Here is a 12,183-nt window from a genome sequence, read left to right as displayed (position 1 = left end):
CCACACATCCAAAGGAGATAGCAGTGATCAACGAACAGCTGAGAGACCTGATCAACCAGCAGGTCACCAATGAGTACGCCGCCGCCTACATCTACCGCCACCTGGCCAATGAGATGGACGCGCACTCTTTCCCGGGCCTGTGCACCTGGTTCGTCGCGCAGGCGCAGGAGGAACTGGAGCACGCGCAGAAGTTCGCGCAGCACCTGCTGGACCGCGGTGAGCACGTGCACCCGCTGAACATTGAGGTGGATGTGCCGGAGGTGCACAACCCGCTTGACGCGTTCCGCGCGGCGCTGGCGCACGAGCAGAAGGTCTCCGAGCAGATCCGCAACATCACGCGCGTGGCGGACGAGGTCGGCGATCTCGAGTCCCGCGGCCTGCTCAACTGGTTCCTCACCGAGCAGATCGAGGAGGAGGCAACCGTGGGCACCATCGTGGACCAGCTCGAGCTCGTCGGCGCCGACGGTTCGGGGCTTTTGCGTATCGACGCTACCTTGGCAACCCGCGAGGCCCTGGACTAGCAACTCGGGTTTTCACAACCTGGGTGAACTCCACCTAAACACCGGGCGAAACCTGCCCAAACTTGCGCCACTGGCACTGCGAATTGCGGGCCGGTGGCTGAATATATGGGCGTGACTCGCTCCTTTACCCGCCGCGGCTTCTTGCGCACGACTGCTGTGGCGACGGGGGCGGTTGGAACGGGCGTCGTCACGCAGGCGTGGGCGCAAAGCTCGCTGCCGGCGCCGTCGCGCGCCCCGCTCGCGGAGATGGAGCTGCCGCCGCTGCCGTTCGTGCACGGCGTGGCCTCCGGCGACCCGCTGCCGGACGCGGTGATCATCTGGACGCGCATCACCCCGGACGACACCGCGTGGCCCGGCAGCACCCTCGGCGCACCGACCCCCGTGCGCTGGGAAATTGCGGCCGACCCGGACTTCGCCCGCATCGTCCAAACCGGCGACACCACCTCGACGCCGGAGCGTGACCACACCATCCACGTCGACGTGCGGGGACTGAATCCGGGGACGTGTATTTCTACCGTTTCGTCGTCACGCAAGGGCCCCACCTGGGTGCGGTGTCGCCGACGGGGAGGACGAAGACGGCGCCGGTTGGGGCGAACGTCGAGAAGCAAAAATGGGCAGTGGCGAGCTGCGCGAACTGGGAGTCCGGCTTCTTCTCCGCGTACGCTGACCTGGCGGAACGCGGCTGGGCCGGGGACGTGGACCTGACCGTGTTCCTGGGGGACTACATCTACGAGTACGCGCAGTACCAGTACTCCGGCTTCGGCCCCGTGCGGCTGCACGCACCCGCGCACGAGATCGTGTCGCTGGAGGATTACCGCACCCGCTACGGCCGCTACCGCACCGACCCCGCGCTGAAGAACGCGCACGCGGCCATGCCGTGGATTGTGGTGTGGGACGACCACGAGATTGCCAACAACACCTGGCGCGAAGGCGCCGAAAACCACCACCAGCACGAAGGCGAATATCTCACCCGCCGCGACGCCGCCGTGCGCGCCTACTACGAGTGGATGCCGGTGCGCGTAGCCAACCCGTCCAGCGAGGGGCGCATCTACCGCTCCTTCACCTTCGGCGACCTGGTGGAGTTGACCATCATGGATCTGCGCACGTTCCGCGACGTCGAATTCTGGCGCGGCGGGTCGCGCCAACCCGGCGACGCGCGCACCATGCTCGGCTCGGAACAGTACAACTGGCTCATTGACACGCTCGAGCGCTCGCGCGCGAAGTGGAACGCGCTGGGCAACTCGGTGATGTTCTCCCCCATGCGCCTGGGCGCCGTGATGCAGAACCCCAAGACGCGACCGATCGCGAAAGCGCTGTCCTCCAACATCCTCAGCTCCCACGCGCAGGTCCCCGCAATCGACGAGCTGCCGCTCAACGGCGACCAGTGGGACGGCTACGATTTCGAGCGCCGCCGCCTGCTGAACACCCTGGGGCGGCTGGGCAAGTCCCCGATCTTCCTCACCGGGGACATCCACACCGAGTGGGGGCACACCGTGCTTCACGACGGTTCCGAGATCGGCTGCGAAATCGTCTGCGCCTCCATCACCGCCCCGAACGTGACCGACAGTTTGGGCCTGCGTAACGGCGGGCCACTCATGGGCACCGCCGTGAGCTACATGTACGCCGCTAATCCGAGCCTGCGCCACTGCGCGCTGGACACGCACGGGTATTCCTTGGTGACAATCACGCCCGACGAAGTAGTCGCCGAGTGGCTGCGCGTGGACAACATCCTGGAACCCCTCTCCCCCGTCCGGCCCGCGGTGTCGCTGACATGGCGCAAGGGCGCCGGCTTCATGGGCTAGCGGCGGGGCGGCGCCAGACGTGCCGGCTCGGGTCGGCGCGGGGCGGGCCCGATTCAGGTCCAAACGAAGGGGTCGCGCGGCAGCTGCGACGGGTCGAACTGTGCGAGCAGCTCGGCGGGGGTCGCGGCCGATGGGCAGCCGATCGAGGCCGCCAGCTGTGCAAACACCGAAGCTATGCCCGCGGTGTTCGAGCCGGCGCCTGAGCCGGACGCGGGGGCGAGGGCCGCGCCGCGGTCTGGGCCGGCAGTGGTGGCGGAGCCGGGCGCGGTGATGAGTTCGCGGAGGGTCACGGCACCGTCGCGCTTGGCCAGGCGCCGGCCCTCCGCGTTGACCACCAACGGCACGTGCACGTACTCCGGCTGCGCATACCCCAGCAGGTTAGCGAGGTACGCCTGGGCGGGGGCGGCATCCAGCAAGTCGTCGCCGCGGACGATTTGGTCGACGCCTTGGAAGCCGTCGTCCACAACCACGGCCAAGTTGTAGGCCCAGTCGCCGGCTTGGGCTTGGTCGACGCGGCCGCCGCGGCGCAAAATCACGTCGTCAACAGGCCCGGTCACCTCGCCATGGTAGAAATCGCGCACGGTCCACTCGGTTTCGTCGGCACGCAAGCGGATGGCGGGGAGGCGGCCTTGGGAGGAAAGCTGGGAGCGTCGTAAAGCACGGGCCCCGGGGGACAAGTCGCGGCAGGTGCCGGGGTAGATGCCGGGGCGCGCGTGGGGCGCGGAGGCGGCCTCGCGGATATCGCGGCGGGTGCAGTAGCACTCGTAGGTGGGCAGCTGGGCAAGCGCGGCCTCGTAGGCGGCGTGGCGGTCGGACTGGTAGATCACCGGCGGATCCCACTCAATACCCAGCGCGGCCAGGTCCGCGAGCTGGCGGTCGGCGGAGGCGCGGGAGGAGCGCTCCGAATCAATGTCCTCCACACGCATGTAAAACGCGCGGCCGGTCTGGCGCGCGAACAGCCACGCGAGCAGCGCGGTGCGCAGGTTGCCAAAGTGCAGGTCGCCGCTGGGGCTGGGCGCGTAACGGCCGGCGCTAGGCATAGTAGCGGCCCAGGAATTCGTCGCGGTAGGCCTCGTAATACCCGCCGTCGATGGCTGCGCGGATGTTGTCCACCAGCCGCACCATGAACTCCAGGTTGTGCATGGTGCACAGGGTCCCGGCCAGGTATTCCCTGGCCTTGAGCAGGTGGTGGATGTACGCGCGGGAGTAATTGCGCGACACGTAACCGCCGAACTCCTCGTCCACGCCCGCGAAATCCCGCTTGAAGCGCGCGGCCGTCAGGTTCATGCGCCCATCCAGCGTGTACACACCGCCGCGGCGGCCGAGGCGCGTGGGCGCGACGCAATCAAACGTGTCCGCGCCCGCCTCCACCGCGGTGAAAATATCGTCCGGCTCGGAGATGCCTAGCAGGTGCCTTGGCTTATCCACGGGCAATTCATCCGTCACCCAGCCCACAATCGTGCCCAGGTTCTCCTTCTCCAGGGCACCGCCGATGCCGAAGCCGCCGAAGCCGCGCTTGCCCTCCTCGCGCGCCTCGCGGTCCAGCTCCAACAAGCCGCGGGTTGCTTTTCGACGAAGGTCTTCATACTGCGCCCCCTGCACCACGCCCCACAAGGATTGTTCGGGCCTGTCGGGGTGGGTGGCGGCGCGTTCGCGGGTGAGGCGGTCGTGCTCATCCAGGCAGCGCTTGGCCCAGCGGCGCGTGCGCTCGACGGAATGCTCCTGGTAATCGCGGGTATCCACCAGCGTGGTCAGCTCGTCGAACGCGAAAATGATGTCGGCGCCCAGCTGGTGCTGGATCTGCATGGACACCTCGGGCGTGAAGCGGTGGTTGGAGCCGTCGATGACGCTTCTAAAATCCACGCCGTCATCATCCACGCGGGCCATGCGGTCCTTGTTGGCGGCGCGGATGTCGCCCTCCGAAAGCCCCGCGGTGTCCATCGCCAGCACTTTGCGGAAACCAACGCCCAAGCTCATCACCTGGAACCCGCCGGAGTCGGTGTACGTCGGCCCGTCCCAGTGCTCGAACGCGGCCACGCCCCCGGCCTCATCCACAATGTCCGGGCCGGGCTGCAGGTACAGGTGGTACGCGTTGGACAAGATCGCCTGCGCGCCGGTCTCGCGCACCTGCTCCGGCGTGAGCGTTTTCACCGTCGCCTTTGTGGCCACCGGGATGAACGCGGGCGTCTGAATATCCCCGTGCGGCGTGTGAATCGTGCCGGTGCGGCCGTGCTTGCCGGGTTGGAAGGGACCGTCGTAAAGCAAGGTGCGCGGAGTGAATGTCATGCGTGAGCCTCCTGGGGTGCGCGCTTGTCGTCGAGGATGTGCTCGATGCCGGTGCCCTCGACGTCCACCTCCGGCAGGATGCGGTCCAGCCAGCGCGGCATCCACCACGTGCTGCGGCCGAGGAGGAACATCGTGGCGGGGACCAGCGCCATGCGGACGAAGAACGCGTCGAAGAACACGGCCACGCCGAGCGCGAAGCCGAAGATTTGGATAAACGGTAGCGGCTGGTTGATGAACGCGATGAACACCGCGATCATGATGATCGCCGCCGCCGTGACCACGCGTGCGCCCTGCGTGAAGCCTTCCACCGTGGCCTCCTCCACGGCGTGCAGCTCCGCGTCCGGGTCGCCGGCGCGGCGCAGCTTCAGGTAGTGCTCGCGGATGCGGGTGACCAGGAACACCTGGTAATCCATGGCCAGGCCGAACGTCACGCCGATCATGAAAATGGGCAGGAAGGACAAGATCGGCCCCGGCGTGTTCACCAGCCCCCACAGGCCGTCTTGCCACACCAGGACGGTGAGGCCAAACGCGGCGCCGACGGAGAGCAAAAAGCCCAGGCCCGCGACCAACGGCACCATGATGGAGCGGAACACCAGCATCAGCAGGATGATTGCCAACCCCACCACAATGCCCAGGTAGAGCGGCATCGCGCTGGCGAGTTCCTCGGTGATGTCCATCTGCACCGCGGTCAGGCCGGTCAGGCCGATAGTCACGCCGGTGGCGTCCTCCACTTGGCGGTTGTTTTCGCGCAGGCCGTGCGCGACGGCAAGCGTGCGCTCCTCCTCCGGGCCACCGTCCGGCGTGGCCAGGATCTGCGCGGCGGTCAGGTCCTCGTTCACACCCACCAGCTGCGCGTGCACCACGCCGGTGACGGAATTCGCCTCGCTCACGGCGTAAAGAAACGACGCCAGCGCGGCCTTCTCCGCGCGCCCGCCCGCCTCATCCGGCACCGCGGCCATGTACGGCTGCAGGATCTCCGCGTCCGGGTTCACGCCGTGCGCGTCCACCACAATCAAAAGCGGCGCGTTCACACCCGGGCCGAAACCCTCCGCCATCAGGTCCGCGGCCTTGCGCTGCGTGGTGTCCTTGTTGGAGGTGGTGTCCGACGGCAGCGCCATCTCCAGCCCCAGCACCGGGGCACTCATCGCACCCAGCCCCAGCACCACCGCCGCCATCACTACCGCGGGCATTCGCTTGACGACGTTCACCCAAGACCTACCAACCGACCGCTTATCCAAGTCCTTCGCCGGGCGCGATCCCGGACCAGCATGGCCGGCGATGCCGGGGATGCGGCCGCCGAACGCGCGGTCGCCCCACGCGCCCAGCAGCGCCGGCAGCATGGTCAGCGCGACGAACACGGACACGAGCACAGTGAACGCGGCGGAGATGCCCATCCAGGACAGGAACTCAATGTCCGCTAGTACCAGCGCCACTAGCGCCACGAACACGGTGGTGCCGGCGAAGACGACGGAGGAGCCGGCGGTACCCACCGCCATGCCGGCCGCGTCCGGGCCGGGCAGTGTGCGGCGCTCCTGGCGGTAGCGCGACAGGATGAACAGGGCGTAGTCAATGCCTACGGCCAGGCCGATCATCACGGCCAACACCGGGGTGACGTCGTTCAGCTCCACCCAGTGGGTGGCGGTGAGCACGGCCAGCGCGCCGATGCCCACGCCCACAACCGCGGTCACGATCGGCATCGTCGACGCCACCAAGGACCCGAAGGTGACCAGCAGCACCAGAAACGCGATGCCGATGCCGATCATCTCGGAGGTGGTGTTGATCTCGATCGGGTCGCCGTAGCCGGGGGGGCCGGCCTCCACCTGCAGGCCGGCATCGCGGCCGATCTGCATCGCGTCCGCGACCGCTTGCCGGTCCGCATCCGTGACTTGGAATTGGGACTCGGCTGCGAATTCGAACGTCGTAAAGCCAATGCTCCCGGAGTCCGACACCATGCGAATGTTGTAGGCGTCCGCCCGCGCGCTCTCCTCCGGCAGGCCCATGGCGGTCATCTCGCCGATAAGGGTGCGTTGGAGCTCCGCGTTCACGCGCACCGGGTTGCCGAAGCGCTCCGTGCCCTCCATCTGCAAGTTGTCCTCGAGGTGGCGCACGGTGGCATCCATCGCCGCCATGAACTCGGGCTCCGTGAGCTGGCGGCCCTCCGGGGCGGCGAACACCAAGTTCACCGACGGCGAGGTGGCCACGTCCCCCTGGCCGGGGAAGTTCCTGTCCAGCGTGTCCAGCGCCTCAATCGCCGGGGTGCCCGTGATGGCGAACTCCGACGTGAAGGGGCGCATCAGCGAAAAAGCCACACCCGCAGACGCCGCCAAAATGAGCAGCCAGGCGACAATCACGCGCCACGGGTTTAGGTAGGACCAGCGCCCCAGCTTAAACAACAGCTTCGCCACGGGTGGATCCTTTCTTGACGTTGACAGCAAAACACCCCGCGAGACGGTGTCACGTCCCACGGGGTGCAGGTACTGGCGGTAGCGGCGGGATTTGAACCCGCGGTGGTTTTACCCACACTCGCTTTCGAGGCGAGTACCTTCGGCCGCTCGGACACGCTACCGCTAGTTACAGTAACGGCTGCGCGTCGCGCGAACCAAATTAGATCTGGTCAGCAGCGCGGTCTGCTGCGTCCTCGATGTCCTTCTTGGCCTCGTGCTCTTCGCGCTTGTCCTCAACCTTGGCAGCGACCTCGTTGAACTTGTCCTTGACGGCATCGCCCGCCTCGGACAGCTTCTCCTTGATCTCGCCGCCGAGCTGGTCGGCCTTGCCCTCGTTCTTAAGCTGGTCGTTGCCAGTCAGGTCGCCGGCAGCTTCCTTGATGTCGCCCTTCAGCTGGTCGCCCTTGCCCTCAAGTGCCATGGTGGCCTCCTTAAATTTCAGTTAATAACTAACAAACTCGAGTGTAGCCCCCGTCACGCCCCACCCGCCATAACAATTCAGTCACGCGCGCAGACCGCCGAAAAAGTCGCTCATGAGCTGGGCCGTTTCGGCCTCCAGCACGCCCCCGCGCACCTCCACCGTGTGCAGGTGGTGCGGGTCCCGCAGCGCGTCCAAGAGCGACCCGCACGCCCCCGTCTTCGGCTCATACGCCCCGAACACCACGGACTTCACCCGCGCGCCTAGGATCGCGCCGGCGCACATCGTGCACGGCTCCAGCGTCACCACCAGCTCGCACCCGTCCAGGCGCCAGGAGCCCAGGGTCCGCGCTGCCTGGCGTATCGCGGCAACTTCCGCGTGGGCCGTGGGGTCCCCATCCGCTTCTCGACGGTTCACCCCCCGCCCCACCACCTCCCCAGCGGCCGAATAGACAATCGCGCCAACGGGCACGTCGCCCGGCGGGGTTGTGTTGGCCAGCGCGATGGCCTCGCGCATCCGGCGGGCGGCTTCGCGCTCCCCGGCGCTCTGGCGCGGCTCGCGCGCCTCGCGGGGCTGGCGCGGGCTAGTCAAGGGCGTCGGCAAGCTCGTCGGCGAAGCCAAGCTCGGCGGCGATGGTGTCGGCGAGGTCGTCGGGATCTGCATCGTCGTCAAGCAAAATGCTCAAGCGCTCCTCCGAAAGCCCGAGGTCCGCGAAGATCGCGAAATCGCCCTCGGCCCACGCGTCCACGTCGTCGAGCTCGTCCGGGTCGATGTCCGGGACCTCGATGCCGGCCTCGGCGAGGACGTCTGCCGCGAAATCGTCGTCCACCGCCATCGTCGCGTCCGAGATGAGCACGCGGATGCTGCTCGGGCCCGGGCGCACCACCACCAGGTAATCCTCCTCAACGTTGAGGATGGCAAACGCCGCACCCTCGCTGCGCAGGGCACGCACGGCGGCGACGGAAGTGTCCAAGCTGGTGAAATCGTCCTTGAACTCGCGGACCACCCAGCCGCCGTCGCGGCGCGCAACGGTCACGGCAAACCCGTCCTGATAATCCTGGCTCATGGTTCCAACAGGGTAGTCCCGGAACTCGGCGCGCGGGGATAGACTCAAGCGAATGAACGCCAGCGCACACGTTTTGCCCCCCGTCTGCATCATCGGCAACGGCCTGATCGGCGGTTCGCTGATGCGCGACCTGGCCAAGGCCGGCGAGCGCGTCTACGGCTACACCCACTCCAACGCGGGCGCGCGCCAGGCCGCCGCGGATGGCTTCGAGGTGTCCACGGACCTGCCCGCGGTGCTCGCGCGCGCGGAGGCAGACGGCGCCTTGATCGTCATCGCGGTGCCGTTCGACGTGGTGGAGGACATCGTCGTGGCCATCGCGGAGCACGCGCCGAGCTGCGGAATCACCGATGTGGTCTCGGTGAAGGGGCCGGTTGAAGGGATCGTCGAAAAGCATGGAATGCTCGAGCGCTACGTGGGCGGGCACCCGATGGCGGGGACCGAGTCCTCCGGCTGGGGTGCGTCGCACGAGGGGCTGTTCGCGGGCGCGGCGTGGGTGGTCACGTACGACTTCGCGGCGGCCTCGGACCGCGTACCCGAGGGGTGGGCGGCGCTGTTCACGCAGGTGTGCCGCATGGCGTCGCTGGTGGGGGCGGAGGCCGTGCCCGTGTCCGCCGCGAAGCACGACGAGGCCGTGGCGCGCGTGTCCCACCTGCCGCACGTGATCGCGGAGGCGCTGTCCATTGTGGGCGACCGCGGGAACACGCTCGCGCAGTCGCTCGCTGCAGGCTCCTTCAAGGGCGCGACGCGCGTGGCAGCGACGCAGCCTTCGCTAGTGCGCAACATGTGCGAGACGAACGCGGAGCAGCTGGTCAAGGTGCTCGACGAGTTCATCGGGCTGCTGGAGGGCGCGCGCGAAGGCCTGAGCGCCGAGCGCCCGGACATGCAGTACCTCGCGGAGGCCGGCAACCGCGCGCACACCCGCATGGCCGCGCGTTCCGGCGCGCGCCGCGAGTCCGTGTCGCCGGTGCGGATTTCCTCGCGCCCCGTGATGCGCGTCCACCCCGGCGGACCGGGGTGGGTGAAGCAGCTGCAGCAGATCGAGGCCGTGGGCGGCCGCGTCGAGGTGTTCTAAGCTCTACGCTTCTCGACGGCGCCCCATAGCCACATAGGCACCACCGACCAACACGGACAGCAGGCCAAGGGTGATCACAGCCTGCATCGGGGTACCGGTGTTGGCCAGCTCCTCGTAGACCTCCACGGACACGCTGGTGGTCGTGCGGGTGTTCTCCACCACCACGCTGCCGGTGGCCTGCGGGACGCTAGTGGTGCGACCGGTGGACATACCGGCCAGGTTGGTGCCGGTCAGCACAACGGAGGTGCCGGCGGGGACGGAGCGGGTGGTGGTGACCGGCTGGCCGCGCAGGCCAGCGCCGATCGCCGCGGAACCGCCCAGGGCAGCGATGAGCGGCTGCACCTCGTTGATCACTTCCAGGATCTCCTGGGGGCGGGACTTGCTTGACGACGTCGTGGTCGGCGCCTTAGGCAGCGTCATGGTCACGCCGTCCTCGTCGCGGTCCACCTGCTGCGTCACGGTCCTGTAGCCGCTGGGGGCGGTGCGGATGCCCAGGCGAACTTTCTGGCCGTTGCCGGTGTTGCCCGGGATGAAGACGTCCACCTCGCCGTAACGGTTAGTCAGGCCGGAGGTGTAGTTCACGCCGCGGGTCTGGATGTTCAGGCCGTCCACGCTGTAGACCTCGGCATCCTGCACCGGGTCGCCGCCCTCGGTGACCACGCGGACGCGGATGGTCGCGTCGTGGAAGCGGGCACCCGTGGTCTGGGTGCTGCGGCGGGTGGTGGAGGTGGTCGAGGTAGTGGTGGTCACCGGAGCGGTGGCGATGATCAGGTTCGCCATGGTGACGGACTTCGCCTGGTCATCGCTAGTGGCGGTGAAGTCCTGGACGGTGCCGTCCTTGGACACCTTGAAGCTGTACGCCTGAGGTAGTGGTGGTCACCGGAGCGGTGGCGATGATCAGGTTCGCCATGGTGACGGACTTCGCCTGGTCATCGCTAGTGGCGGTGAAGTCCTGGACGGTGCCGTCCTTGGACACCTTGAAGCTGTACGCCTCCTTGGTCTTCAGCTCCGGGATGTCAATCTCCGCCAGGCCGGCCTTATTGGTCTGCACCGACACCTCGGTGGTGCCCACCAGGCCAGTCACCGTCGCACCTTCCACGGCGAGACCGTTGACGTCCTTGACGGTGACGGCAAGCTTGTGGGCCTCATACACACCCTCCGCGTTCGGGGTGACGGAGACGGTCTTGTCCGCCAGCAGGGTCACGCGGTGGGACTGCGCATCCGCGCGGACCACGGACACGGCGCCGTCCACGTTGGCAACAACATCCACACCCGGCACGTCCAGCTTGGCCTGGCCGTTCTTGTCGGTCACGCCGGAGATGTCGGTGCCCTCGATCTCAATGTCTACGCCCTGCTGGGAGTGGCCCTTCTCATCCACCACGGTGAAGACCACCGGGCGGTCCGCAACCTCTGCCGGGGCCGGTGCGCCGGCCTCAACCTGCGCGGTCTGGACCGGAGACGCGGTCGGCTCGAACTGCGGGGCGATCACGGTCGGGATGGACGGCACAGCAGTGTCGTATGCCTGCACGCCCTCGCCCGCCGGTGCAGCAGCGGCCTCGGCCGCCTCCGGCGCGGGCTTGGCAAACTGGGTCATGGCCTTGTAGCCGGCACCCTTGGGCAGGTACGCGATCTCGCGGAAGTTATCCACAATCTCGCGGCCCAGGTAGGTGGCCACGACAGCGCCGTCGCGCACCTCGATCGTGCGGGCCTGATCGTCCGCGAAAACCAGGGTGGCGGCACTCTTGGCATCCTTCGCGTCCTTGGTGAACGCGTAGTTCAGCTCCCCGATCGGCTCCAGGTCAACGCCCGTCGCAACCTGCAGCGGCGCGATCTGGACGCGGCCGGAATCAATGTTCAGCGTCCACAGGTACGGAGCGCCCTGCGGGTCGCGGGAGACGGCGTACAGCTCCTTCGCCTTGCCGTCGGCGACAACAGAGGCCCAGGCGCTGGGGACGCCGACGTTGCCCACACCGTCGTCAAGCAAAAGCTCCCCAGTGCGCGCGCGGACGGCGGCGATGTTGGTGACCTCGCCCTCCACCTTGTCCTTGGACAGGTCGAAGACGCGGAAGTTCGGGCCGGAGAACAGGACCAGCTCGCCGCGGGAGGTAAACGCGGCGGATGCGATCGTGTTCGTGGGGAAATCGGCGCCCAGGCTCAGGGCGCCGAGGTCAGACACGCCCTCGCGGTCCGTGAACATGCGCAGCAGGTGGCCAGCCGGCTTGCCGTTCTCGCCCGTGGAAATGGCGTAGATGCGGTTGTTGACGGGGTTGTACGCCGCCGCGGTGTAGGTCCAGCCACTGACGGAGTAGCGCGCGTGGGCGGTACCGCTGCCCGGGCGCACGACCTTGGTGTTCAGCTTCTCCAAGTTCTGCTGAATCCCGTTGATCCCCCGGACAACGGCACCGGTGTCAACCTTCTCCTGGGTCGAGGCGGGCGCCGGGGTGGTCTCAGTCGGCTCCTGCGCCTGCACAGGTGCAATAGCGACGGTGCCAGCAACCGCGGCTGCCAGCGACAGCCCAGCGACGGTGCGAGTCTTCGGGGTGATCCTCATAGTTACCTCTCAATACATTTTGG

12 protein-coding genes and 1 tRNA gene are annotated in these 12,183 nt (G+C 67.6%); 4 read left to right on the top strand and 9 right to left on the bottom strand.

Annotation, left to right across the window (positions count from 1 at the left end):
* The first annotated feature begins 26 nt into the window (after positions 1-26).
* The 3 genes from JZY91_RS11565 (at position 27) to JZY91_RS11555 (ending at position 2,323) form a co-directional block, all read left to right on the top strand.
* Positions 27-521, top strand: coding sequence for a ferritin (locus JZY91_RS11565; RefSeq protein ID WP_234949149.1), 495 nt, complete (start codon positions 27-29; stop codon positions 519-521).
* A gap of 111 nt (positions 522-632) precedes the next feature.
* Positions 633-1,226: a PhoD-like phosphatase N-terminal domain-containing protein gene (locus JZY91_RS11560; protein ID WP_234947978.1), complete on the top strand. Its 594-nt coding sequence runs from the start codon at positions 633-635 to the stop codon at positions 1,224-1,226.
* Positions 1,139-2,323 carry an alkaline phosphatase D family protein gene (locus JZY91_RS11555; protein ID WP_234947977.1) on the top strand — a complete coding sequence of 395 codons (1,185 nt, stop codon included), beginning with the start codon at positions 1,139-1,141 and terminating at the stop codon, positions 2,321-2,323. The genes JZY91_RS11560 and JZY91_RS11555 overlap by 88 nt, the downstream gene beginning before the upstream one ends.
* 53 nt (positions 2,324-2,376) lie before the next feature.
* On the opposite strand, the gene gluQRS is transcribed toward JZY91_RS11555, so the two are convergent.
* The 7 genes from gluQRS to JZY91_RS11520 all read right to left on the bottom strand — a co-directional run bounded on the left by gluQRS (position 2,377) and on the right by JZY91_RS11520 (position 8,537).
* The gene (gene gluQRS / locus JZY91_RS11550; RefSeq protein WP_234947976.1) at positions 2,377-3,363 is read right to left on the bottom strand and encodes a tRNA glutamyl-Q(34) synthetase GluQRS; all 987 of its coding nucleotides are present in this window, start codon (positions 3,361-3,363) and stop codon (positions 2,377-2,379) included.
* On the bottom strand, positions 3,356-4,609 hold the full coding sequence (gene tgt, locus JZY91_RS11545) for a tRNA guanosine(34) transglycosylase Tgt (protein ID WP_234947975.1): 1,254 nt from the start codon (positions 4,607-4,609) through the stop codon (positions 3,356-3,358). Before tgt ends, gluQRS begins: the two co-directional genes overlap by 8 nt.
* Positions 4,606-7,014: an MMPL family transporter gene (locus JZY91_RS11540; protein WP_234947974.1), complete on the bottom strand. Its 2,409-nt coding sequence runs from the start codon at positions 7,012-7,014 to the stop codon at positions 4,606-4,608. Before JZY91_RS11540 ends, tgt begins: the two co-directional genes overlap by 4 nt.
* A 73-nt stretch (positions 7,015-7,087) precedes the next feature.
* Positions 7,088-7,175 (bottom strand) — tRNA-Ser (locus tag JZY91_RS11535).
* Between the two features lie 38 nt (positions 7,176-7,213).
* On the bottom strand, positions 7,214-7,474 hold the full coding sequence (locus JZY91_RS11530) for a CsbD family protein (RefSeq protein WP_234947973.1): 261 nt from the start codon (positions 7,472-7,474) through the stop codon (positions 7,214-7,216).
* 81 nt (positions 7,475-7,555) lie between these two features.
* Positions 7,556-7,987, bottom strand: a complete 432-nt coding sequence (locus JZY91_RS11525) for a nucleoside deaminase (RefSeq protein WP_234949148.1) — start codon at positions 7,985-7,987, stop codon at positions 7,556-7,558.
* Positions 7,988-8,054: 67 nt separating this feature from the next.
* Entirely contained in the window at positions 8,055-8,537 is a 483-nt protein-coding gene (locus JZY91_RS11520; RefSeq protein WP_234947972.1) for a tRNA adenosine deaminase-associated protein, read from the bottom strand.
* 52 nt (positions 8,538-8,589) lie between these two features.
* Here JZY91_RS11520 and JZY91_RS11515 point away from each other — a divergent pair, with 52 nt between their 5' ends.
* A complete protein-coding gene (locus JZY91_RS11515; protein WP_234947971.1) occupies positions 8,590-9,609 on the top strand; it encodes a prephenate dehydrogenase in 1,020 nt (339 codons plus the stop codon).
* A 3-nt stretch (positions 9,610-9,612) separates the two neighbouring features.
* On the opposite strand, the gene JZY91_RS11510 is transcribed toward JZY91_RS11515, so the two are convergent.
* A complete protein-coding gene (locus tag JZY91_RS11510; RefSeq protein WP_234947970.1) occupies positions 9,613-10,455 on the bottom strand; it encodes an LPXTG cell wall anchor domain-containing protein in 843 nt (280 codons plus the stop codon).
* Positions 10,415-12,160 (bottom strand): hypothetical protein, encoded by a 1,746-nt coding sequence (locus JZY91_RS11505; RefSeq protein WP_234947969.1) that lies wholly within the window; start codon positions 12,158-12,160, stop codon positions 10,415-10,417. Before JZY91_RS11505 ends, JZY91_RS11510 begins: the two co-directional genes overlap by 41 nt.
* Positions 12,161-12,183: the final 23 nt, after the last annotated feature.

The organism is Corynebacterium sp. CNCTC7651 (genome assembly GCF_021496665.1).
Taxonomy (GTDB): domain Bacteria; phylum Actinomycetota; class Actinomycetes; order Mycobacteriales; family Mycobacteriaceae; genus Corynebacterium.
This window is presented reverse-complemented; position numbering and strand designations above follow the sequence as displayed.